Here is a 23,667-nt window from a genome sequence, read left to right as displayed (position 1 = left end):
CGTGGCCTCGCCCACGGTCTGGACGAGGAGGTCGCCAACCGCATCATCGCCGACTTCACCCCCGAGTCGCCCGCCCTCTACCGAGACCGGACCGCCCACCGGTCGTGGAGCGGGTGGCGCGGTTACCTGCGCACCACCGACGACCACGAGCTGCCGATGGCGCTGCAACAACGATCCGCCCAGCAACTCGGCGCCGCCTGGCAGAACGACCTGAACACGGGGCACCTACCGATGCTCGAAGACCACCCGGCCGTCGCTGCTGCCATCACGCGATTCCTCGATGCACGGCCGTGACACCGATCGACTGAAGCCACTACTTCCAGGCGACGGACCCGTCATCACGCCCCGACCAGGCATCACTGCGATGATCGAGGCGCACGGAACGGTAACGGCCGTCCCGTGGGTAGGAGCCGGGAGGGGATCGCCGATGACCAGCACACCGGAGCGGGAGCGGCCGTCCCGGGAGCGCCCGGAGTCCCTGGCGGACCTGCTCGGTGGCCGGCGCGGGGCGGTCGACGCGACCGTGCCGCCGGTGGCGTTCGCCGTCGGTTGGCTGGTCGCCGGGCTGTGGGGCGGGGTGGTCGCCGCGGTGGCGGCCGGGGCGGCGGTGGCCGGCTGGCGGCTGCGCCGCGGGGACCGGCCGCGCTCGGTGCTGATCGGGCTGCTCGCGGTCTGCGTGGCCGCGCTGATCGCCCTGCGGACCGGGCGGGCCACCGACTTCTTCCTGCTGCAGTTGGCCTCCAATGCGGCCAGCGGGTTGGCCTGGGCGGTCAGCATCGTGATCCGCTGGCCGTTGCTGGGTGTGGTGGTCGGCGCGGCGCTCGGGCAGCGCGGCCGGTGGCGCCGCGATCCGGCGCTGCTGTGGGCGTACGGCCGGGGCAGTTGGGTGTGGGCGGCGACGTACCTGCTGCGGCTGGCGGTGTTCGTGCCGCTCTGGCTCGGCGGGCAGGTGCTCGCGCTGGTGGTCGCCCGGGTGGCGTTGACCTGGCCGCTGGTCGCAGCGGCGCTGGCGGTGAGCTGGGTGGTGATCCGGCGTGCGCTGCCGGCCGGTCATCCGGGGCTGCGGCATCCGGTGGTGCCGTCCGATGGGGACGGCGGGCCGGGACAATGAAAGAGAGGCCGCCACGGGGGGAGCGGCCTCTCTTGGTGACGTACGTTACTCCCTTCCCGCCCGTCGTGTGATCCCTGAGGGCGGGATTTTCGCGTGTTTTCGCGGCAAGTTCGAGTCCGGACGGAATGGGTGGGCCGGTCCGTCCGCTGCGTCGGCCGGACGGCCGGCCCACCCGGCCTGACCGTGGGTGTCAGGCCTCCGCCGACCGGGCGCTGCGTTCCCCCGGTGCCCGGTCGGCCTCCGCCACGGGCGGGAGCCGCCCGCCCGTGGCGAAGTGGTCATCTCACCCCTGGGGGAAGTAGGTGCCGTAGTCGGCGTACGCCATGGCGACGTCCGCCTGCGCCCAGAACCGGTGGTAGTTGAAGACCGGCTCGGCGCCGCCGTTCAGGTATGCCTGCACCTTCGGCCAGTCCGGGTCGTTCTTGTAGAACGACCGGATGTCCAGGAAGCTCTTGCCGGCGGCGATGGCGTCGCCGTTGGGCATCTTCCCGGTCCAGCCGGCGGGGATGTAGAGGCCTTGGCCGTCGGCGGCGTTGTAGACGTCGTCGAAGCGCTTGTAGTCGCCCCGCTTCTCCGGCATCGAGACGCCCTTGGCGTCGGCGGCCGCCGACAGCGCGTCCAGCAGGCCCTTGGCGGTGCTCTTCGCCGCGGCGTTGCCGGACTTGGCGGCGTACGCGATCAGGGTCCGGGCGTAGGCGGCGGCGACGCCGACGTCCTGGCCCTTCACCGTCACCTCGACGTGCAGGTTGGTGTTCGGCTGCGGGTTGGCCGGGTCCCAGTTGTTGGGCTGGCCGGTCCACTTCATGTCCGACGGGATCGACCAGTTGGTGCCCAGGGTGGTGTTCGCGATGGCCCACGGCACCCACTTGTCCAGCAGCGCCTTGGCCTTGGCGTTGCCGGTCTGCAGGTACAGCTCGGCGATCCGCTGCATCGACCAGGCCTGCATGCCGAACCACTGGTTGGACGGCGGGTCGTTGTAGACCGGGTCGACGTCGTAGAACATGCCGTAGAAGGTGGCGGTGCCGGCCGGCGGCTGGGCGTAGCTGCCGTCCCAGCTGTTGGTGGCGCCACCGGCGATGCCGCCCTCGGCGGACTGGAGCCAGGTGTAGAACTCCAACTGGCGGTCGAAGCTCTTCTGCCAGTCGGAGGTGGCGGTCGGCGACTGCGGCTTCAGCTCGGCCACGTTGCTCAGCGCCCACGCCGCGAGGGGGTTCTGGTAGCCGAAGTGGTTGTGGCTGGAGCCGATCCGCCACGACCAGTTCTGCGAGGTGTCGTACGCGCCGCCCCAGGCGTAGTACCAGGAGAGCAGGTAGTGCGCCGAGTCGCGGCCGGAGCCGGCCGGGCAGGTGGACGCGCCGACGCAGTTGCCGATCTTCTTGAAGTACTTGTCGAACAGCGCGTAGCGCAGGTAGTCGCCCATCTTGGCGGCCTTGGCCACGGTGGCCGCGACGTCGGCCGTCTTGCCCTGCGCCTTGGCCCAGGTCAGCGCCCAGTACGCGGCCTGCACGGCGCGGGCGTCGGCGTCCGGGGCGTTGGTGTACTTCCACTGCTTGGCCGGGGCGCTCGACTCCTTGACGAACAGGTCGAGGTAGCCGTACTGGCCGCCGTGCTTGAACGTGTCGCAGGACGGCTGCGGCACGGTCTCCCACACCGACTCCTGGGTGCCCCGCTGGAAGGTGTTGATGTACGCGGGGCGGGTGGTGCCGTCGCCGCACCGGCCGTAGCCGTAGGTGTTGTCGACGTCGAGCAGCCAGTGCATGCCGTAGATGTCACCGGTGCCGTAGCTGGACTGCAGCTCGGAGCGGAGCGGGTCCTGGCCCACCGGCACGTTCGGCTCCAGCGCCGACGGGTACTGGCTGGGCAGGTTGTGCTCGGCCGCGTACTGCGGGGTGCCCGGGGCGCCGGCGGTCGGCTGGTCCGCGTGCGACGGGATGATGTACTTCTCCATGACGGTCCAGGCGTTGTTGAACGGGCTCCAGTTCTGGGTGACCCGGCCGTACTGGGCCTCCAGCCAGAGCCAGAAGCTGAACGCCTCCGAGGTGGTCTCGTGCCCGTGGTCGGGCGCCTCGACGATCAGCGTCTCGACCGAGTGGTACGGCACGCCCTCCGGGCTGAAGTACCCAGAGTTCTTGATCTTGCCGTACTGGTCGAGGAACTTCTTGATGTACGCGTTGTCCCCGCCCGGAGCGTCGTTGTCGATCTCGGTGGCGGTCACCGTGAGGGGTGCGTAGCCGGTCGCCGAGGCGGTGACGGTGGCGGTGCCGCCCACGGTGTCGGCGTCCTCGGCCGCCGCGACGGTGGCGGTGACCCCGGTGCTCCAGTTGCTCGGCGTGAGGGTCAGCGTGGTCGGCGACACGGTGATGTCGCTGTCCCCGGTGACGGCGAGGGTCACCGGGACGTTGGCGCTCGGCGCGGCGCTGAGGGTGTACTTCACGGTCGAGGTGCTGCCCTCGTCGACGCTCACCGCCGACGGGGTGGCGACCAGTTGCGGGCCGGTGGCCGGGTTCACCGTGAAGGACTTCTCGGCGATCGCGGTGGCGTTGGCGTTGTCGTACGCCTTGGCCTGCACGGTGTAGCTGCCGGCGGGCAGACCCAGCAGGTCGTACGCGTAGGGCGCGGTGCTGTCGGTGTTGACCAGCAGGCCGTTGCGGTAGAACTCGACCTTGGTGATCGTGCCGTCCGGGTCGCTGGCGGTGGCGGTCAGCGGCACGTCCGCCGGCGCCTGGAACGGGCCGGCCGGGACCGCGAGGGAGACCGTCGGCGGCTGGTTGGCGGGCGCGCCGTTGCAGGCGACCCCGTTGAGGGTGAACGCGGTCGGCTTCGGGTTGCTGCCGGTGTAGGAGCCGTTGAACCCGATGGTGGTGGAGGCGCCGGTGGCCAGGTTGCCGTTCCACGACTCGTTGGTCGCGGTCACCTCGCTGCCGGACTGGCTCCACTTGGCCGACCAGCCCTGGGTCACCCGCTGGCTGCTGTTCGGGAAGGCGAACTTGAGGGACCAGTTGGTCAGGGCGTCGCCGAGGTTCTTGATGGTGACGGTGGCGGTGAAGCCGGTGTTCCAGTCACTGGTCACATAGGTCACGTCGCAGGCCGGGGCGGCCTGGGCGGCGCCGGCCGGCAGGGCCACCCCGCCGATGGCGAGGGCGGTGGCGGCGAACATCGCCGTCCGGCGACGTCTGGCCATGAGTCTCATGTGCGCGGTGTCTCCTCGGACCGGGCCGGGACCGTACGGCCCCGGCGGGGCGCCTCCCACGCGTCGAGCGGACGTACGCGGGGGGACGGAGGCGCCCGGAAAGGTGGTCGACCCGGCCGTGCCGGGGATCGGGTGCCGCACCGGGAGTACCGGGTGCCCTCGGCGACCCACGCTCGCGTGAGCAGGCTCCGCGTCGCGATCGATTTCGAGAGTGTGCCATGGAAGCGCTCCCACCACAACGGGCAGGGCAGACACGCAGCTCGATGTTTCTATCTCGTGTGGGGGCTTTGACAAACGGGTGACGGGCGTTACAGTCACAAGCATCGCCGATGGGAGCGCTTCCATCGACGGATATGGTTATTGCACCACCGGGGACAGCTGTGCCCCGGCACCCCAAGCCCCAGAGGCTGACGACGGGCCAGCCCGGACGCCGCCGTCAGCCATCGCCCACCGACATGGAGGGAGGTGGAACCAGAGCCACTCGCGTGGCCCGGCTCCCGCGCGACACGCACAGCAGGACGCCAATTCCACACGTGCGTGTGTGCATCACAGTGGGGACGGGGGTTGCCCTCCCCCGTCCCCACACTAAACCTCCGTTGTCGACGGGAAAAGAGGCCGACGGGACGGCGTGACAGGCCGCCCGGCCGGCCTCCTTCGCTATCTGCCCCGCCCCTCGCCGCTCGCCCCGTGTCCCCGAGCGACACCCCGCCCACCATTCTCCGGCCGCCCCACCGGCGGCGCCGCGCGCTCCGCCGGCCGCCCACCCCGAGGCGGCCGGCGGCGTCCGGCATATGCTGGGAGCGCTCCCGGCCGTCGGGCGGCCAGTCACTCCGAGGAGAACATCCATGTCGCTACTCACCCGACGGCGCCTGCTCCGTCGTGCCGCCGCATCCGCGACCGCCGCGGGCGCGGCCCGCGCCGGGCTCGCCGGCGCCGTCGCGGCGGGGATCGCCGCCAGCTCCGCCACCGTCGCCGGCTGCGACGACACGCCGGAGGCCGCCCCCGACAGCGCCGACTCCCCGCACGGCCCGCTGCGGTTCCCGTCGGGCTTCGGCTGGGGCGCGGCCACCTCCGCGTACCAGATCGAGGGCGCCGCCAAGGAGGACGGCCGGGGCGAGTCGGTCTGGGACACCTTCAGCCACACCCCCGGCCGCACCCGCAACGGGGACACCGGCGACATCGCCGCCGACCACTACCACCGGTATGCCGCGGACCTCGACATCATGCGGAACCTGGGCCTGAGCAGCTACCGGTTCTCGATCTCCTGGCCGCGCATCCAGGCCGACGGCTCCGGCAAGCCCAACCAGCGCGGCCTCGACTTCTACCGCCGCCTCGTCGACGGGCTGCACGAGCGGGGCATCGCCCCGATGGCCACCCTGTTCCACTGGGACCTGCCCCAGGCCCTCCAGGACGCCGGCGGCTGGGAGAACCGGGACACCGCCGAACGCTTCGGCGAGTACGCCGAGGTGATGTTCCGCGCGCTCGGCGACCAGGTGCCGGTCTGGCTGACCATCAACGAACCGAAGACCGTGGTGCAGAACGGCTACATCTGGGGGCACCACGCGCCCGGCCGGCAGGACCCGGCGGCGGCGTATCTGGTCGCCCACCACCTCCAGCTCGCCCACGGCCTCGCCGTCCGCGCGCTGCGGGCCAGCGGTCAGCAGGGCCGGATCGGGCCGGCGCTGAACCTGCACCCCTGCTACCCGGCCGACGACACCCCCGAGGCCGCCGCCGCCACCCGGCTGTACGACGGCTACGAGAACCGCCTCTACCTCGACTCCGTCCTCAAGGGCGCGTACCCGGCGGACGTGCTGGCCGACCTGGGTCCGGACAGCCGCATGGTCCGGGGCGTCCGCGACGGCGACCTGGCCGTCATCTCCAGCCCGGTCGACCTGCTCGCGGTCCAGTACTACACGCCCATCTACGTCACCGGCCAGGGCGACACGGTGCGGAAGTGGCCGACCTCCGAGGCCGAGTGGCAGCAGATCTACCCCGAGGGGATGTACGACATCCTCACCCGGGTGACCCGCGACTACGGCCGCATCCCGCTCACCGTCACCGAGAACGGGCTGCCCTGCCCGGACCGGCTCGCCGCGGACGGCACCGTCGACGACGCCGCCCGGATCGACTTCCTCCGCGACCACTTCGCCGCCGCCCACCGGGCGATCCGGGACGGCGTGCCGCTGGAGAGCTACCACGTCTGGTCGCTGCTGGACAACTTCGAGTGGGCCGAGGGCTACGAGCAGCGTTGGGGTCTGGTCTACGTGGACTATCCGACGCAGCGCCGGGTGCTCAAGCGCAGCGCGCACTGGTACCGCACGGTGATCCGCGACAACGGTCTGTAGGGCGCGGCCCGGCCGGCGGCGGGTGCCACCGGCCGGGCGTACCGGCTCAGCGGGGCAGCGCCTGCTGGAGTTCCGCCCGCAGTGCGGGGGTGAGCATCTCGCCGGCCTGCTTCGCCAGCCGCGCCATCTCGTAGCCGACCACGCCGATGTCGGCGTCGGCGGCGGCCAGGGTGGCCAGGATCGAGCCGTCCCGGATCTGCATGACCAGGAAGTAGCCGCGGCCCATCTCGACCACGGTCTGCTTGACGACGTCCCCGTCGAACATCTGGGCGGCGCCCGCCGTGATGCTCATCAGGCCCGAGGTCACCGCCGCGAGCTTGTCCGCGTGGTCGCGGGGCAGGTGGGCGGAGATCGCCACCAGCAGGCCGTCGGAGGAGACCACCACGGCATGCGCCACCCCGGGCACCCGCTCCGCGAACGCGTTCACCAGCCAGCTGAGGTCCCGTGCCTCCTGGCTCAACGTGGTCACTGTCGTCGTCCCCCTTCGCTGTGCGGCAGGTACATCTCTCGGGTCTCCTCGGCCTCCGCCCGGCGTACCCCGCCGTAGAAGCGGGAGAGCATGCCGCCGACCGCGTCCGGATCGGGATCGTGGCGCGGCGCCGGCCGGGTCGGGCCCGCGGTCTCGGTGACCGCGGCGAGCTGGGCCATCGGTACGCGCATCGGCAGCCCCCGCTCGTTCGTCCCTGCCGTCACCGGCGTCGCGGCCGGCGGTGGCGTCACACCGAGCACCGAGGACGACGGACCCTGGCGGGAGAACCAGCCGCCGCCGGCCGGCGTCGCCGGGGCCAGCACGTTCTCGGCCCGGACCGGCGGGCGGTTCTGGCGTGGCACGGCCGGTGGCGGCCCGGCGGTGGGCGCCGCCGGAACCGGCCCGCCGGGCCCGTCCGAGACGGGCCGGGCGGGGGTGGGCGCGGCCGGCCCCCAGGGCCGGCCGGTCTCCGGCGAGCCGTGCCACGCCGGCGGCGGCTCGGCCGGGGCGCGGGACGGCGACCCGCTCGCCGAGGCGCCGGGGTGGCGCCCCGCCACCGGAAGCTCGCTCGTCGGCCCGGTGAACGGCCCGGCCTGCGACATCGTGACCCGGGACGCCGCGGCCACCTGGCTGGTCAGCATCCGGGGCGCGGCCGGCTGCTCCAGCTCGGCGGGGGCGGCCGCCAGCAGCTCGGCCGGCAGCCGGACCGCAGCGACCAGTCCCTCGTGGCCACCGTGCAGCCGCACCCGCACGCCGTGCCGCGCGCCCAGGTGGCTGACCACGAACAGACCCATCCGCTCGGAGGCCGCCACGTCGGCCGCCGGCGGCTCGGCCAGCACCGCGTTCGCCTCCGACAGCGCGGCCGGGCTCATCCCGAGCCCGTGGTCGACGATCTCCACCAGCGCGCCCGTCCCCTCGGCCCGCACCGCGACCTGCACGACGGTGTCCGGGCGGGAGAAGGCGGTGGCGTTCTCCAGCAGCTCGGCGAAGAGGTGCACCAGGTCGCCGACCGCGTGTCCGACCACGTGCAGGTGGGTCCGGGACTCGTGCCGTACCCGCTGGTACTGCTCGATCTCGGCGCTCGCCGCGAGCAGCACCGCGCCCAGGCCGACCGGCCGGTTCCACCGCCGGCTGGACTCGGTGCCGGCGAGCACGAGCAGGCTCTCGTCGTTGCGCCGCATGCGGGCCGCGAGGTGGTCGAGCTTGAACAGGTTCTCCAGCTGGTCCGGGTCGCTCTCCTCGCGTTCCAGCTCGTCGAGGAGTTCCAGCTGCCGCTCCACCAGCACCTGACTGCGCCGGGCCAGGTTCACGAACATGGCGTTGACGTTGCGCCGCATCAGCGCCTGCTCGACCGCGACGTCGACCGCGCTGCGGTGCACCGCCACGAATGCCTCGGCCAGCTCGCCGAGTTCGTCCTGTGAGGTGATGACCGCCGGCGGCACGTCGATCGCGCCCACCGGCCGGTGCACCGCGCGCAGCCGGTCGAGGGTCATCGGCAGCTCGACCTGCGCGATCCGCAGCGCCTGCCCGCGCAGCAGCCGCATCGACCGGGCGACGGAACGGCCGACCAGCAGCGAGATCAGCACGGCGACCAGGAGCACCGCCACGATGCCGCCGACCACCAGCAGGGTGTCCCGCAGCTGCCGCGCGCTGGCGTCGTCCGCCCGGCGTACGGCGTCGTCCAGGACCTCGCTCTCCAACTGGCGCAGCAGCTCCTGCCGCTGCTCGCTGGCCGCCCACCACTGTGGCGCGGGCAGCAGCTCCGGCTCCGCGGTGCCCTTGGGGAGGGTCCTTTCCTCCAGTTTGGTCGCCGACACGAACGCCGGATCCAGCGACGTCTGGTCGTAGCGGCGGATCTGCGCGGTGGTCGCCGCGACCCGGAACGCCCCCAACGCGGTGAGCTGCTGGGCCCGCAGGTCGGTCAGGGTGACCTGGTCGTCGACCTCGTACCGGCCGGCGCGGGCGGCCGCGTAGAGCTCGGCCCGGATCCGGGACGACAGCTCCTTGACCCGGGAGAGCTGCACGTAGCGCAGCACCGAGTCGGTGAGCGCCGGCTGGTCGTCCCCGGGTGAGGGTTCGGCCAGCAGGTCCAGCAGGGTGGCGATGGCCCGGTGGTAGTTGCTCAGGATGGTGTCGCTGCCGAGCACCGCCGGCGGGATCGTGGGACGGATGTAGACCACCTGGTCGTACGCCTCCAGGACCTCGGCGTACGCGACCCGCCAGGCCGCGCCGGCGTCGGCGAGCGGCTCGGCGGCGTCCCGCAGCTCGGACATCGCCTGGTCGGAAGCGGTCTGCAACGGCTGGAGCGCGGCGATCGCCGCGTCCCGGTCGGCGCTGCCGCCGGCCCGCCGCAGCGCGGCCAGTTCGCCCGCGGCACGGTCCCGCTCCTGCTGGAGCCGGTCCACCACGGTGGTGATCTGCCGGCCGATGCGGACCTGCTGGGCGAAGTCGCTCAACGCGGTGGTCTGCCCCACCAGCCCTCGGGTCTGCACGCCCGCGAGCACCAGGAAGGCCAGCGACGGGATGACCAGCACCGTGGCGAGCTTGGTGCGGATCCGCCAGTCCCGCAACCGGAGGGCGGAACGCCGGCGGGCCACCGGCCGCCGATCCGCGGACCGACGGCGAGGCTGCCGCGCGGCCGCGCCACCCGCCGGGTCGGGACCTGCGCCCACACGTGCCTCCTCGGTCCCACCTCGACTCCGCCGCGACCGGGGAGCGGAGTCCATCCAACCAGGCCCCCGGGCGGTGTCAACGGGTCGCCGGGCACCGCGACCAGGAAGGTCAGCGCGGCCGGTCGTGGCCTACGGTGTTCGGCGCGGCGGGCTCGTCCGTCCGGCCGATACCGCCGAGGCGCGCCGCCTCGGCGATCCGCCCGGTCGCCACCAGCGCGGCACCCGTCGCGCCGACCTCCGGGTTGCGCTGGAAGTGCACGGCACGCGGGGCCAGTGCATCGGCGAACGCGCCCCGCCACCAGGGGGAGGCGGCCATCGCACCGCCGCCCAGCACCACCTCGGTCGGGCCGTCGCCGCCGGACTCCAGCACGGCGAGATCGTCGGCGACCAGCCGGCACAGGCCGGTCATCAGCCCGGCGAGCAGATCCACGGCGGTGGTGCCGAAGCTCAGCCCGCGCAGTTCACCCGAGCCGGCGGGCGCGACGCCGGGCGGGCGGTCCCCGCCGAGCCGTGGATTGGCCCGTATTCGCAGGTCCCAGCCGGCCCGGGTCAGCGCGGCCTCCAGCTCGGCCCCCCTGGGCAACAGCAGCGTCCGGGTGGCCCAGGCGTACAGGTTCCCGCCGCTGGAGTACGCCGCCCCGGTCACCACGTACTCGTGGTCGACCCGGTAGCGCCAGATCTCCTCGGGCAGGGGCGGCAGCTCGACCCCGGCGGGAACGGCGTGGATGAGGCGTACCGCGGCGGAGGTGCCGACGGTCACCGCCGCCCGGGTCGGGTCGACACAGCCGGAGCCGACGTTGGACGCAGCGCCGTCGCCGACCGGGGCGGCCCAGCGGGCCCGGGCGAGCTGCGGCCAGCGCCGGGCGTGCTCGGGCCGGAGCCGGCCGTGCCACCCCTGCGGGGCCAGCGTCGGCAGGTCGTCGGGGCCGACGCCGGCCAGCTCGCACGCCTCGACGTCCCACTCCAGCCGGCGCAGGTCCAGCAGCCCCGTGCCGGAGGCCATCGACACCGACATGGGCGCCTCCTCCAGCAGCGCGCCCAGCACGTACTCGACCAGCCCGACGAACCGGCTGACCGGGGCCCCCACCCGCTCCTGCAGCCAGGGCAGCCGCAGCGTCCAGTAGCAGCGGTGCCACCACCCGCCGGTCCGCCGGTGGAACGCGTCGGGGTCGACCGGGCCACGGGCACCGGGAAGCGCCTCCGGCCGGGTGTCCATCCAGGTCAGCACCGGCCCGAGCGCCTCGCCGTCGGCGCCCACCGGCAGCACCGAGTGCCACTGCGCCGAGGTCGCCACCAGCTCGACGCCGCGCAGGTGGCCGCCCGCGGCCAGCTCGTCCAGGCACTCGACCAGGCAGGCCAGATAGGCCGGGCCGTCCAGGGTGCCGCTGCCGTCCTCGCCGGTGGTCAGGTGCACCTTCCGGCGGGCCAGCGCGCCGGGCCGCGGGGTGGCGTCCGCGTCCAGCACCAGTCCCCGCACCGACGAGGTGCCCAGGTCGAGAGCGAGAATGTTCATCGACGGTCAACCTACCCGCCGGGGGCCGCGCCGAAGCCAAGATCCGCGGCCCGGGCGCAGCGATCGGGTTCCCCCGGGGCCGCGCGGTCGCGTACAGTGATCGTCATGCCCGCGCACCTGTCCTGCTGGTGGCCCGCCGACCCGGCGGCCCACCCCCGCGCGTAGCTTCCCGACGCGGCCGCCCGACGAGGCGGCCGCCGGTCTCTCCCCGGCTCACCGGGTCGCCCCGCCGGCGGCCACCGGCCCACCGAGGAGACCCGATGACCCGCCCGACCGATCCGCTCGCCGCCGTCGCCGCCGGCGTGGACCCCGGCCCGTTCGCGCTCGTCCGCCGCGCCGGCGCCGACCATCTGGAGCTGTTCACCGGCACGGTACGCACGGCCGACCGGCTCGCCGACATCCCGCTGCCCGAGGGCGGTTCCGGGCCACGCACCCTGGCCCTGGTCCCGTACCGGCAGATCGCCGAGCGGGGCTTCGCCTGCGTGGACGACGGCACCCCGCTGGAGTGCCTGGTGATCGCCGAGCACCGGCGGATCCCCCTCGACGAGGTGGTGGCCGCCCTGCCCGACGCGCCGGTGGTCACCCGGGACGCGGCCTTCGACATCTCCGACGCCGAGTACGCGACCACGGTCGGCCGGGTGCTCGCCGAGGAGATCGGCCACGGGGCGGGCGCCAACTTCGTCATCCACCGCACCCTGCGGGCCACCGTGCAGGGCGCGCCCCTGGTGGCGGCCCTGGCCGCGCTGCGCCGGCTGCTGCTGCGCGAGCGCGGCGCGTACTGGACCTTCGTGGTGCACACCGGCCGCCGCATCCTGGTCGGGGCCAGCCCGGAACGGCACGTCAGCGTCGACGACGGCCTGGTGATGATGAACCCGATCAGCGGCACCTTCCGCCACACGGGCGCGGCCGCGGACCGGGACGCGCTGCTGCGCTTCCTCCACGACCCGAAGGAGGTCGAGGAGCTGTACATGGTGCTCGACGAGGAGCTGAAGATGATGGCCACCGTCGCCGAGCACGGCGGCCAGGTGGTCGGGCCGTACCTGAAGGAGATGGCGCACCTGGCGCACACCGAGTACCTGCTCGCCGGGCGGGGCACCCGCGACGTACGGGAGGTGCTGCGGGAGACCATGTTCGCCCCGACGGTCACCGGCAGCCCGATGGAGAACGCCTGCCGGGTGATCGCCCGGCACGAGCGGACCGGCCGCCGCTACTACGCCGGGGTGCTCGCCCTGCTCGGTCGGGACGCCGAGGGCCGGCAGACCCTCGATGCGCCGATCCTGATCCGCACCGCCGAACTGTCCCCCGCCGGCGAGCTGCGGGTGCCGGTCGGGGCGACCCTGGTCCGGCACTCCACCGCCGAGGGCGAGGTGGCGGAGACGCACGCGAAGGCGGCCGGGGTGCTCGCCGCGTTCGGCCTCGGCCCGGAGGCCCCGCGGCCCGCCGTCGCCGCCGACGCCGCGCCGCGCCTGGCCGACGACCCGCAGGTACGCGCCGCGCTCGCCGCCCGCAACACGCCGCTGGCCCGGTTCTGGCTGGACCAGCGCATCCCGGGCGCGAGCGCCCTGCCCGGCCTGACCGGTCGCCGGGCGCTGATCGTGGACGGGGAGGACACCTTCACCGGGATGCTCGCCCACCAGCTGCGCGCGCTGGGCCTGGCGGTGGCCCGGCGCGACTGGCACCGGCCCGGCCCCGTCGACGGGTACGACCTGGTGGTGGTGGGTCCCGGCCCCGGTGACCCGAACGACCTGGCCGATCCGAAGATGGCGGCGCTGCGCTCGCTGCTGGCCGAACTGCTCGCGGCCGGCCGACCGACGCTGGCCGTCTGCCTGGGTCACCAGTTGCTGGCCGGGCTGCTCGGCCTGCCGCTGCACCGGCGGGACGCGCCGTATCAGGGGTTGCCGCGGGACGTCCGGCTGTTCGGGGCGACCCGCCGGGTGGGCTTCTACTCCAGCTTCACCGCACGGGCGGACGCGGACCGGCTGGCCACCCCCTACGGGCCGGTGGAGCTGTCCCGGGACCCGGCGGACGGGGCGGTGCACGCGCTGCGCGGGTCCGGCTTCGCGGGCGTGCAGTTCCACCCGGAGTCGGTGCTCAGCCGGGACGGGATGGTGGTGCTGGCCGACCTGCTCGGGCATCTGCTCGCCCGGCCGGCGCTGACCGGGCATGGATCGGCCGAGCGGGGGTAGGGCGAACACGACCGGTGGCCCGGACGGGTCGAGAGCCCTCGCCCGGCCACCGGTCGTCCACGTCCCGGGTCAGCCCGCCAGGCCGCGCTTCAGGGCGGCGCCCATCTGCACCGCCCGCTTGGCGGTCAACGCGGTGGCGCCGAGGGCGACCTGGTCCGGCGGGATCTCCCCATTGTTGCTGGTGTGCGAGCCGCCGTACGGGTTGCCGGCGACGAACTGGCTGGGGTCGGTGTAGCCGGGGGCCACCACGATCCCGCCCCAGTGGTAGAAGATCGTGTACAACGACAGCAGGGTCGCCTCCTGGCCGCCGTGGGCGGTCGCCGTCGAGGTGAAGCCGGTGTAGACCTTGTTCGCCAGCGCGCCGTTCGCCCACAGCGGCCCGGTGGTGTCGATGAACTGCTTGAGCTGCGCGGCGATCATGCCGTACCGGGTGGGCGAGCCCATGATCACCACGTCGGCCCAGGCCAGGTCGTCCGGCTGTGCCTCCATCACGTCCTGGGTCTCCAGCCGGTGTGCCTGCCACCCCGAGTTGGACCGGATCGCCTCGTCGGGCGCCAGCTCACGTACCTTGCGCAGGCGCACCTCGGCTCCGGCCTCCCCGGCCGCCTCGTACGCCGCCTGCGCCATCTGGTAGGTGATGCCGGTCGCGCTGTAGTAGATCACCGCGACCTTGACCTGGCCATCCATCAGACGTTTCCTCCTCGATTTCGGGTCAGCCCCGCCGCCTACCCGTTAGTTGCGTCGTCAAACGCCTGGGCCCCACCGCCCACGGAGGTTCATCAGGATCAATCGCTTGCCGTGGCTCAAGATTTGCGCAAGTTCCGCGCCCGACCGGCGCCCGCAATCCCGGCACCGGGGATCCTGTTCGCACCGGTGCCGGCGCAGGGCCGCCGCCCCGCACCGGGAACCTGAACGGGGGATCGCGCTCCGCCGGCAACGTGGCTGGCGTAGCGCGATCAGGGGTGTTCACCTCCTGCTCCTCCTATTCGCCCGACTTCTCCGGCATGCCGTCCGCCCCCACGGGGATCCTCTCGGTGACCCTCGAGAGGAAGGACGAACCATGCGGCTGACCGAACAGCAGATCCGTGCGCTGTACGGGCAGGACGTCCAGGACCGCTCGGGAGCGAAGATCGGCAGTGTGGGCCAGGTCTGGGCCGACGCCGCCGGCGAGCCCACCTGGGTCAGCGTGCGGACCGGCGCCGTGGCGCACGCCGAGTCGATGGCCCCGCTGCACGCCGCCCGGTTGCAACAGGGCCGGGTACGACTGCCGTACGACAGGGCGACCGTGCGCGGCGCCCCGGCCGTGGACAGCGGCACCGACCAGCCCCTCGGCGTCGACCAGCTCACCCTGCTCTACCGGCACTACCAGTTGCCGGGGCAGGGCGCGGTCCGGCAGCCGACGCCGCCACGGCGGACGACCGGTCCACCGGAGGTTGGTCCGCGCCGAGGAGCGGGCCCGGTTCGACACCACCCGCGAGCCGGTCGGCACGGCCCGGCTGCGCAAGCGCGTGGTGACCGAAAACGTGCAGACGACGGTGCCGGTGGAGCACGACGAGGTGACCGTCGTCCACGAGCCGGTCACGGACCCGCGGGACGTCCCCGCCGACCTCGGCGAGGATCAGCGTGACATGGTCCTCTACGCCGAACGCCCGGTGGCGGTCAAGGAACGCGTCCCGGTCGAACGGGTCCGGCTGGCCCGCGACGAGGTCGTCGAGGAGCGACCGGCCCACGCCCAGGTCCGGCGGGAACTCGTCGAGGCGGACGTACCGGAGCAGGCACGCCGCACCCGGTGACACCCCGGCGCGGGTGGGGGACTCCCCACCCGCCCGGTCGCCGCCGGCCGGGAAATGTCGGCCCGGGCACCTATGCTGGCCGTCCACGAACACGGGAGGCGGCCTGTGCCGGCACGGCTGACCGGCGCCGAGGCGCTGGCCCTACGCATGACCAGCCTGCTGCTGCGCCCGCACCCGGTGGCCCGCCCCGAGGGCGTGGCCGACGTGGTGGAGTGGTTCGGCGCCATGCAGGCCCAGGACGTGGCGAGCGGCGAATGGTCGCTCGGCGTACGCCTGCCCGGCCGCACCCACGCGGACGTGCGCGCGGCCCTGGAGCGCTGCGAGGCGCTGCGGACCTGGCCGATGCGCGGCACGGTCCACCTGGTGCCCTCCCGTGACGCCCACTGGATGCTGGCGGTGACCGGGGTCCGCACCCTGGCCGGCGCCGCCACCCGCCGCGCGCAGCTCGGCCTCACCGAGGCCGACGCGGACCGCGCCGCCGACGTGCTCGGCGCCGCACTGGCCGGCGGCCGCCGGCTCACCCGCGCCGAGTGCCTGGCCGCGCTGCGCGCCGCCGGCCTGGACACCGCCGGGCAACGCGGCTACCACCTGCTCTGGTATGCGAGCCAGCGCGGCGTCACCTGCATCGCCCCGCACGTCGGCAAGGAGCAGACGTTCGCCCTGCTCGACGAGTGGGCGCCCGACCCGCGCCGGCCCGACCGGGACGAGGCGCTGGGCCTGCTCGCCCGGCGCTACGTACGCAGCCACGGTCCGGTCAGCGCGCACGACCTGGCCCGGTGGACCGGCCTGACGGTCACCGACGCCCGGCGCGGCATCGCGGTGGCCGGCGATGCCCTCGCCCCAGTCGAGGTGGACGGCGCCGCGGCGCTGGTCGACGCCGCGCTGCTGGACGCGCCCCGCGAGCCGGTCGACGACCTGCACACGCTGCCCGGCTTCGACGAATACCTGCTGGGCTTCAAGGACCGCGCGCTGATGCTCGACCCGGCGCACGCCGACGCCGTCGTCCCCGGCAACAACGGGGTGTTCCAGTCCACCGTGGTCCGCGGCGGCCGGGTGGTCGGCACCTGGAAGCGGACGCTCGGGAAGTCGGCCGTCACGGTGACCGTGCAGCAGCTGACCCCGTTCGACGCCGCGCTCCGGTCCCGCGTGGAGGCGGCCCTGACCCGCTACGCGCGCTACCTCGACCTGCCACTGTGTCTCTCCTGGTGACGCGGGCCGCACGGCATCACCGTCCCACCTCTCCGTCTCGGCGCCCCCGGCCCGCCGTCCGGTGGCGAGCCAGGTCGGCCGAGGTGTCCAGGTCGGCGGGCGAACCGGCGCCGTCGCAGGGGACCCGGGTCACCAGGTCGGCCCGGGCACGCAGAAAGTCCCGGGCACCCCGATCCCCGGTCGCGTACGGCCCGAGCAACGGCCAGGTGGCGCGACTCAGCACCACGGGATGCCCGGCCCGGCCGGCGTAGCTGGCGACCGCCACCGGTGCGCCGGCCGCATGCGCGGCGCAGACCCGGCGCACCGCCACCGGGTCCAGCGCCGGCTGGTCGACGAGCACCACCACTGCGGCGCCGACGTGCCCCGGCAACGACGCCAGGCCGCAGCGCAGCGAGACGGCCAGCCCCTCCCGCCAGCGCGGGTTGACGACCAGCACCGCCCCGGGATGCGGGGGCAGCTGGTCAGCGCCCGCGCCGACCACGACGTGCACCAGGCCGCAACCGCCGGCGTGGAGCAGGCGCACCGCGCGCTGGATGAGCGGCTCTCCGTCCAGCTCGACCAGCGCCTTGGGCTGGCCGAGCCGGCGGCCAGCCCCGGCGGCCAGTACCAGCCCGGCGACCGTCACCGCAGCGACGCCGCCGGCCGCCGGTCGCGATCCGCGACGCGGTGGATCGGGCCGTCCAGCCCGTGCAGCGCCCGGCCGGTCCCCCCGTTGCGTCCGGCCACCAACTCCGCCGCGATCGCCAACGCGGTCTCCGTCGGGGTACGTCCGCCCAGGTCCAGCCCGGCCGGTCCGATCAGCCGGGCGAGCTGCGCCGGAGGCAGCCCGTCGGCCCGCAACCGGGCGAGGCGGGCCTCGTGCGCGCTCCGGCTGCCGAGCACGCCGATGTAGCCGGCCGGGGTGTCCAGCGCCGCCCGCAGCAGGGGGATCTCGTACCGCGGGTCATGGCCGACCAGGCAGAGCACCGTGGCCGGGTCGACCGGGATGCCGGCCAGCCAGCGGTGCGGCCAGGCCCGGTGGACCTCGTGCGCGTCCGGGAACCGCCGGGGCGTGGTGAAAGCCGGTCGCGGGTCGCAGACAATGACGCGGTAACCCAGTCCGGCGCCGATCCGGCTGAGCGCGGCGGCGATGGCGGTGGCGCCGAAGAGCACCATCCGCGGCGCGGCCGGCACCGCCTGGACCAGCACCCGCACCGCCGGTCGGCCGGCCCGCCACCGCACCGCGGCGCCGCCGCCGGAGAACAGACCGGCCGCCTCGCCAGCCGCCCATTCGTCCAGCGCCGGGTCACCGAGGGTGCCCTCGGTCCGATCGGGCCGGATCAGTACCTGGGCGCCGAAGGGTGCGGGGCCGCCGACGACGGTGGCTGCGGCAACCGGGCCGGGGCCGGCGAGGGCGGCGAGCACTCGCCGCGCGGCGCCGTGTGGCGTCACCCGTCTCAGCAGTACCTCCAGGGCCCCGCCGCAGCCGGGTCGGGCAGGCCACGGTCCATCGCCGCCGACGGCGTACCGTGCGAGCCGGGTGCGGCCGGTCCGCAGGGTCTCGGTCGCCGCGTCGAGCACCGCCGACTCGACACACCCCGCCGGGATGCCGCCGCACACCTCGCCGGAGGGATCCACGGCCAGCAGGTCGCCGGGCGCGGTCACCGGGCTGGCGCTGCTCGCCACCACGGTCGCCAGGCCGAATGGGACGCCCCTCCGGCTCCAGGCGTGCAGCGCCGCCAGTACCTCGCGCATGCCGCTGACCGCACCTCCTGAGGATTGCCCGGATTTGTCCGTAGATCTCCCGGACAACGCTAGTCTGACCCGGTGCGGCAGAGCGGGAAACCGGCAGAAGACGGGCGGTCGTCCATCACCACCCTCACCGTCAACGGCGTCTCTCACGAGCTGGCGCTGGACAACCGCACCACGCTGCTGGACGCCCTGCGCGAGCGGCTCACCCTGACCGGCAGCAAGAAGGGCTGCGACCACGGGCAGTGCGGCTCGTGCACGGTCCTGCTCGACGGTCGGCGGGTGAAGAGCTGCCTGATCCTGGCCGTCACCCTGGACGGTCGGACGGTGGTCACCGTCGAGGGGCTCGCCGGCCCGGCGGACCTCTCCCCGCTCCAGGCGGCCTTCATCGCCCGGGACGCCTTCCAGTGCGGCTACTGCACACCCGGCCAGCTCTGCTCCGCCCGCGGCATGCTCGACGAGGTGGCCCGGGACTGGCCCAGCGCGGTGACCGAGGACCTGACCGCGCCGGTCGAGCTGACCGACGCGGAGATCCGGGAACGGATGAGCGGCAACCTGTGCCGCTGCGCCGCGTACCCGAACATCGTGGCCGCCATCCAGGACGCGGCGGCCGCGCGGTGAGGGCCTTCCGCTACCACCGGCCGGCCGACGTCGCGGAGGCGGTCGCGCTGCTCGACGGCGATCCGGAGGCGGCGTACCTCGGCGGCGGGACCAACCTGGTGGATCTGATGAAGCTCGGCGTGCAACGGCCGGACCTGCTGGTGGACGTCACCGCTCTGCCGCTGGACACGGTGGAGGCCCTGCCGGGCGGCGGGCTGCGGATCGGGGCCACCGTGCGCAACAGCGATCTCGCCGCGCATCCGGTGGTCCGACGCGACCACCCGCTGCTCTCCCGGGCGCTGCTCGCCGGCGCCTCGGGACAGCTGCGCAACATGGCCACCACCGGGGGGAACCTCATGCAACGCACCCGGTGCGTCTACTTCCAGGACACCGGGAAGGCGTGCAACAAGCGGGAGCCCGGCACCGGCTGCGCGGCCCGCCACGGGCAGAACCGCGACCTGGCCATCCTCGGCTGGTCCGAGTTCTGCGTGGCCACCCACCCGTCGGACCTGGCGGTCGCCCTGGTCGCCCTCGACGCCGTGCTGGAGGTGCACGAACCGGGCGGCGCAGCCCGGGAGGTCCCCCTGACCGAGCTGCACCGGACGCCCGGTGAGCACCCCGAGCGGGAGACCACCCTCCCCCGCGGCGCGCTGATCACCGCGGTGCGGGTTCCGCCGCTGTCGTTCGCCAGGCGCTGCACGTACCTCAAGGCGCGCGACCGGGCCACGTTCGCCTTCGCGGTCGGCTCGGTGGCCGCGGCGCTGGACCTGGACGGGGAGACCGTCCGCGACATCCGGTTGGCGTACGGGGCGGTCGCGCACCGGCCGTGGCGGGCGTACCGGGCGGAGGAGGCGTTGCGCGGCCGCCCGTTCACGGCCGACCTGGCCGCCCGGGCCGCGGACGCCGAACTCGCCGCAGCCCGCCCGTTGCCACACAACGGGTTCAAGGTGCCGCTGATCCGCAACCTCACCGTCCGCGCGTTGACCGGACTGGCCGGGACAGTGCCCCGGTGAGCGCGCCACCCGTCGGCGCAGTGGGCCGGGAACACCCGCGGCTGGAGGGCCGGGACAAGGTCACCGGGGCCGCCCGGTACGCGGTCGAGTACCCGACGGACGACGTGACGTACGGCTGGGTGGTGCCGGCGACGGCGACGCGCGGGCGGATCAGCCGGATCGATGTGACCCCGGCGTTGGCCGTGCCGGGGGTGCTGGACGTGCTGCACCACGCCAACGCGCCCCGGCTGGCCCCTGGCGTGGACCAGACCCTGTTCCTGCTGCAGGAGCCGGCCGTGCACTACCGGGGGGAGTACGTCGCGGTCGTGGTGGCGGAGACGATCGAGGCGGCCCGCGAGGCCGCCCGGCTGGTCCTGATCGACTACGACACCGAACCGCACAGCACCGTCCTCACCGAGCACCACCCTGACCTGTACCGGCCAGAGACGGTGAATCCGGGCTATCCGACGGACACCACGGACGGCGACTTCGACGCCGGGTTCGCGGCCGCCGAGGTCCGGGTGGACGCCACCTACCGCACCCCGGCCTACCACAACAACCCGATGGAGCCGCACGCCACCACGGCCCGCTGGCGGGACGGGCGACTGCTGGTGCACGACTCCACCCAGGGATCGTCCCCGGTGCAGGCCACCCTGGCGCAGCTGTTCGGGCTGCCCGCGGAGGCGGTCCGGGTGGTCGCCGAGCACGTCGGCGGTGGCTTCGGCAGCAAGGGCGCCCCCAAGGCGTCGGCGGTGCTCGCCGCGCTCGCCGCCCGGCACGTGGACCGGCCGGTCCGGCTGGCCCTGACCCGGCAGCAGCTCTTCGGCCCGATCGGCTACCGCACCCCGATCATCCAACGGGTCCGGCTCGGCGCGGACGCCGACGGGCGGATCGGCGCGGTCTGCCACGACGCGATCAGCCAGACCTCGACCGTGCACGAGTTCGCCGAGCAGACCGCCGTCTACACCCGCAGCATGTACGCCGGACGCCACCGGCGCACCACGCACCGGCTGGTCCGGCTGGACGTGCCGACCCCGTTCTGGATGCGCGCGCCAGGCGAGTGTCCGGGCGCGTACGCGCTGGAGTCCGCGATGGACGAGCTGGCCACGGCGTGCGGCGTCGACCCGGTCGAGCTGCGGATCCGCAACGATCCCGCGGTCGATCCCGAGCGGGGGCAGCCGTTCACCAGCCGCAACCTGGTGGCCTGCCTGCGCGAGGGGGCCCGCCGGTTCGGCTGGGCCGACCGCGACCCGACGCCGGGGGCCCGCCGCGACGGGCGCTGGCTGGTCGGCACCGGGGTGGCCGGGTCGAGCTACCCGGCCCGCGCCCGCGCCGCCGCGGCGGCGGCCACCGCCGCGCCCGACGGCACCTTCGAGGTACGGATCAACGCGACCGACATCGGCACCGGCGCCCGGACGGCGCTGTGGCAGGTGGCCGCCGACGCGCTCGTCGTGCCGCTGGACCGGGTGACGATCCGGGTCGGCGACAGCGACCTGCCGCCCGCCGGGGTGGCCGGCGGCTCGATGGGCACCGCCTCGTGGAGCTGGGCGGTGATCCGGGCCTGCCAGGCCCTACGTGAGCAGATCCGGCACGCACCCGGCGGGGCGCTGCCGTCGAACGGGCTGACCGTCGAGGCGAGCACCGCCGACGAGGTCCGCGCCCAACGCCCCCTCCCCCGGTACGCCTACGGCGCCCACTTCTGCAAAGTACGGGTGGACGCCGACACCGGCGAGGTCCGGGTGGACCGGATGCTCGGGGTGTTCGCCGCCGGCCGAGTGGTGAACCCGACCACCGCCCGCAGCCAGCTCATCGGCGGCATGACGATGGGACTGTCGATGGCGCTGCACGAGGAGGGCCTGCTCGACGAGCGGTACGGCGACTGGGTCAACCACGACCTCGCCACCTACCACATCGCTGTCTGCGCCGACGTGCGGCGGATCGAGGCGTACTGGCTGCCGGAGGAGGACTCCGAGCTGAACCCGGCCGGGGTGAAGGGGATCGGCGAGATAGGCATCGTGGGCAGCGCCGCGGCCGTCGCCAACGCGGTGCACCACGCGACCGGCGTACGGGTCCGGGACCTGCCCATCCGGCTGGACAAGCTGCTGGAGCAACTGCCGGCACGCTGAGGGGCCGGCGGCGCGCCCGCCACCGGCCCCCGGGTCGTCCGCGTCGATCAGTCGGCCAGCGCGCCGGCCGCCCGCCCCTCGTGCAGGGTCAGGTTGCGGCCGGTCGACGGGTCGAAGAGGTGGATCTTCTCCAGGTTGAACCAGACCCGCCGGTTCTCCCCCTCGCGCACCGGCGACTCGGCCGACAACCGGGTGACCAGGCTCGATCCGGCGCCGGTGAAGTCGGCCGCGCCCGAGTCGGCGGCCAACTCCTCCAGCTCGGCGGCGCTGGCCCGCTCCCCCTCGACGGTGAGGTACACGTACTTGTCGGAACCCATCGACTCGACGATCTCCACGGGCGCCTCGAACTCCATGCCCCGGCGGCGGGTCTCCTCGTCAATCAGCGCGGCGTCCTCGAAGTGCTCCGGGCGGATGCCGAGGATCAGCTCCCGAGGAGAGTCGGCCCCGGAGAGCTGGCGGCGCACCCGGTCGCCGATCGGCACGTCACCGAGCGCAGTCCGCAGCCGCCCGTCCTCCACCGTCGCGGGCAGGAAGTTCATCGACGGCGAGCCGATGAACCCGGCGACGAACAGGTTGCGCGGGTGGTCGTACAGCTCCTGCGGCGGCCCGACCTGCTGCACCGCGCCGCCCCGCATGATCACCACACGATCGCCGAGGGTCATCGCCTCGGTCTGGTCGTGGGTGACGTAGACGGTGGTGGTGCCGAGCTGCTTCTGCAGCCGGGACACCACGGTGCGCATCTGCACCCGCAGCTTCGCGTCAAGGTTGGACAGCGGCTCGTCCATCAGGAACGCCTTGGGCTGGCGGACGATCGCCCGGCCCATCGCCACCCGCTGCCGCTGGCCACCGGAGAGGTTGGCCGGCTTGCGGTCCAGCAGCGGGGTCAGCTCCAGGACCTTCGCCGCCTCCTCCACCTTGGTGTTGATGATCTCCTTGTCCAGCTTCGCCAGCCGCAGCGGGAAGGCCATGTTCTCCCGCACCGTCATGTTCGGGTAGAGCGCGTACGACTGGAACACCATGGCGATGTCCCGGTCCCGGGGCGCCCGATCGTTGACCCGCTCCCCCGCGATCCGCAGCTCACCGGAACTGATGTCCTCCAGCCCGGCGATCATGTTCAGGGTGGTGGACTTCCCGCAGCCGGACGGGCCGACCAGGATCACGAACTCGCCGTCGGCGATCTCCAGGTCGACGTCCCGCACCGCCATAGTGCCGTCCGGGAACCGCTTGCTCACCTTGTCGAGCACGATGTCAGCCACGACTACCACCTATCCCTTAACTGCGCCGGAGGTCAGGCCGGAGACGATGCGACGCTGGAAGAAGAGCACGAACAGGATGACCGGAACGGTGATCACCACGGCGGCGGCGCAGATCGCCCCGGTGGGGTCCTCGAACTGCGACGCGCCGGTGAAGAACGACAGCGCGGCCGGCACCGTACGCGACCGTTCGGTGGAGGTCAGCGAGATGGCGAACAGGAAGTCGTTCCAGCAGAAGATGAAGACCAGGATCGCCGTGGTGAACACCCCCGGCGCGGCCAGCGGGGCGATCACCCGCCGGAACGCCTGGCCCTGGGTGGCGCCGTCCATCTTCGCCGCCTTCTCCAGGTCCCACGGGATCTGCTTGAAGAACGCCGACAGCGTGTTAGAGCGACCGGCAGTAGGCATCCAAGATACGGACAGGCGGGTACTCCGATGTAGCGAGCAGGCACGGGAATCGATCATCAGAGTTGTCTACGC

17 protein-coding genes and 2 pseudogenes are annotated in these 23,667 nt (G+C 73.8%); 10 read left to right on the top strand and 9 right to left on the bottom strand.

Annotated elements, in window-relative coordinates; translation table 11 throughout:
- Both ACGFI9_RS37530 and ACGFI9_RS37525 read left to right on the top strand, forming a co-directional pair.
- Positions 1–294: alpha/beta fold hydrolase (locus ACGFI9_RS37530; RefSeq protein WP_393185906.1), on the top strand; the 294-nt coding region annotated here is incomplete at its 5' end.
- A gap of 133 nt (positions 295–427) precedes the next feature.
- Positions 428–1,111, top strand: coding sequence for a DUF3159 domain-containing protein (locus tag ACGFI9_RS37525; RefSeq protein ID WP_393185904.1), 684 nt, complete (start codon positions 428–430; stop codon positions 1,109–1,111).
- Positions 1,112–1,394: 283 nt separating this feature from the next.
- Here the strand turns inward: ACGFI9_RS37525 and ACGFI9_RS37520 are convergent, their stop codons facing one another.
- Positions 1,395–4,292: a glycoside hydrolase family 48 protein gene (locus ACGFI9_RS37520; protein WP_393185910.1), complete on the bottom strand. Its 2,898-nt coding sequence runs from the start codon at positions 4,290–4,292 to the stop codon at positions 1,395–1,397.
- An 854-nt stretch (positions 4,293–5,146) separates the two neighbouring features.
- Between ACGFI9_RS37520 and ACGFI9_RS37515 the strand changes: the two genes are divergently transcribed.
- On the top strand, positions 5,147–6,646 hold the full coding sequence (locus ACGFI9_RS37515; RefSeq protein WP_393185902.1) for a GH1 family beta-glucosidase: 1,500 nt from the start codon (positions 5,147–5,149) through the stop codon (positions 6,644–6,646).
- A gap of 46 nt (positions 6,647–6,692) precedes the next feature.
- Here the strand turns inward: ACGFI9_RS37515 and ACGFI9_RS37510 are convergent, their stop codons facing one another.
- The 3 genes from ACGFI9_RS37510 to ACGFI9_RS37500 form a co-directional block, all read right to left on the bottom strand.
- A complete protein-coding gene (locus ACGFI9_RS37510; protein WP_200215717.1) occupies positions 6,693–7,106 on the bottom strand; it encodes a roadblock/LC7 domain-containing protein in 414 nt (137 codons plus the stop codon).
- Between the two features lie 5 nt (positions 7,107–7,111).
- Positions 7,112–9,712, bottom strand: a complete 2,601-nt coding sequence (locus ACGFI9_RS37505) for a nitrate- and nitrite sensing domain-containing protein (RefSeq protein ID WP_393185900.1) — start codon at positions 9,710–9,712, stop codon at positions 7,112–7,114.
- A gap of 184 nt (positions 9,713–9,896) precedes the next feature.
- Complete coding sequence (locus ACGFI9_RS37500; protein ID WP_393185898.1) at positions 9,897–11,300, bottom strand: FGGY family carbohydrate kinase; 1,404 nt, start codon at positions 11,298–11,300, stop codon at positions 9,897–9,899.
- 260 nt (positions 11,301–11,560) lie between these two features.
- Between ACGFI9_RS37500 and ACGFI9_RS37495 the strand changes: the two genes are divergently transcribed.
- On the top strand, positions 11,561–13,486 hold the full coding sequence (locus ACGFI9_RS37495; protein ID WP_393185896.1) for a chorismate-binding protein: 1,926 nt from the start codon (positions 11,561–11,563) through the stop codon (positions 13,484–13,486).
- Positions 13,487–13,555: 69 nt separating this feature from the next.
- Here the strand turns inward: ACGFI9_RS37495 and wrbA are convergent, their stop codons facing one another.
- Entirely contained in the window at positions 13,556–14,173 is a 618-nt protein-coding gene (wrbA, locus tag ACGFI9_RS37490) for an NAD(P)H:quinone oxidoreductase (RefSeq protein WP_393185894.1), read from the bottom strand.
- A 373-nt stretch (positions 14,174–14,546) separates the two neighbouring features.
- Here wrbA and ACGFI9_RS37485 point away from each other — a divergent pair.
- The 3 genes and pseudogenes from ACGFI9_RS37485 to ACGFI9_RS37475 all read left to right on the top strand — a co-directional run.
- A pseudogene (locus ACGFI9_RS37485) lies at positions 14,547–14,750 on the top strand (PRC-barrel domain-containing protein); the annotation flags it as partial.
- Between the two features lie 169 nt (positions 14,751–14,919).
- Positions 14,920–15,279, top strand: a complete 360-nt coding sequence (locus ACGFI9_RS37480; RefSeq protein WP_393185892.1) for a YsnF/AvaK domain-containing protein — start codon at positions 14,920–14,922, stop codon at positions 15,277–15,279.
- A gap of 147 nt (positions 15,280–15,426) precedes the next feature.
- Complete coding sequence (locus tag ACGFI9_RS37475) at positions 15,427–16,488, top strand: winged helix DNA-binding domain-containing protein (RefSeq protein ID WP_393185908.1); 1,062 nt, start codon at positions 15,427–15,429, stop codon at positions 16,486–16,488.
- Between the two features lie 16 nt (positions 16,489–16,504).
- Here the strand turns inward: ACGFI9_RS37475 and ACGFI9_RS37470 are convergent, their stop codons facing one another.
- On the bottom strand, positions 16,505–17,113 hold the full coding sequence (locus ACGFI9_RS37470; protein WP_393185890.1) for an NTP transferase domain-containing protein: 609 nt from the start codon (positions 17,111–17,113) through the stop codon (positions 16,505–16,507).
- Positions 17,110–18,222 (bottom strand): XdhC family protein, encoded by a 1,113-nt coding sequence (locus tag ACGFI9_RS37465; RefSeq protein ID WP_393185888.1) that lies wholly within the window; start codon positions 18,220–18,222, stop codon positions 17,110–17,112. The genes ACGFI9_RS37470 and ACGFI9_RS37465 overlap by 4 nt, the downstream gene beginning before the upstream one ends.
- 72 nt (positions 18,223–18,294) lie before the next feature.
- Between ACGFI9_RS37465 and ACGFI9_RS37460 the strand changes: the two genes are divergently transcribed.
- Genes ACGFI9_RS37460 through ACGFI9_RS37450 form a run of 3 tightly spaced genes read left to right on the top strand, consistent with a single transcriptional unit; the run spans position 18,295 to position 21,934 of the window.
- A complete protein-coding gene (locus ACGFI9_RS37460) occupies positions 18,295–18,837 on the top strand; it encodes a 2Fe-2S iron-sulfur cluster-binding protein (protein ID WP_393185887.1) in 543 nt (180 codons plus the stop codon).
- Complete coding sequence (locus ACGFI9_RS37455) at positions 18,834–19,829, top strand: FAD binding domain-containing protein (RefSeq protein WP_393185885.1); 996 nt, start codon at positions 18,834–18,836, stop codon at positions 19,827–19,829. Before ACGFI9_RS37460 ends, ACGFI9_RS37455 begins: the two co-directional genes overlap by 4 nt.
- On the top strand, positions 19,826–21,934 hold the full coding sequence (locus ACGFI9_RS37450; protein WP_393185883.1) for a xanthine dehydrogenase family protein molybdopterin-binding subunit: 2,109 nt from the start codon (positions 19,826–19,828) through the stop codon (positions 21,932–21,934). The genes ACGFI9_RS37455 and ACGFI9_RS37450 overlap by 4 nt, the downstream gene beginning before the upstream one ends.
- 47 nt (positions 21,935–21,981) lie before the next feature.
- Here ACGFI9_RS37450 and ACGFI9_RS37445 read toward each other — a convergent pair whose 3' ends face one another.
- Both ACGFI9_RS37445 and ACGFI9_RS37440 read right to left on the bottom strand, forming a co-directional pair.
- Positions 21,982–23,190 (bottom strand): ABC transporter ATP-binding protein, encoded by a 1,209-nt coding sequence (locus tag ACGFI9_RS37445; protein ID WP_393185881.1) that lies wholly within the window; start codon positions 23,188–23,190, stop codon positions 21,982–21,984.
- Positions 23,191–23,199: 9 nt separating this feature from the next.
- Positions 23,200–23,588, bottom strand: a pseudogene (locus tag ACGFI9_RS37440) (carbohydrate ABC transporter permease); the annotation flags it as partial.
- Between the last annotated feature and the right edge of the window lie 79 nt (positions 23,589–23,667).

The sequence above is a fragment of the Micromonospora sp. NPDC048930 genome, from assembly GCF_043197935.1.
Classification (GTDB): domain Bacteria; phylum Actinomycetota; class Actinomycetes; order Mycobacteriales; family Micromonosporaceae; genus Micromonospora.
This window is presented reverse-complemented; position numbering and strand designations above follow the sequence as displayed.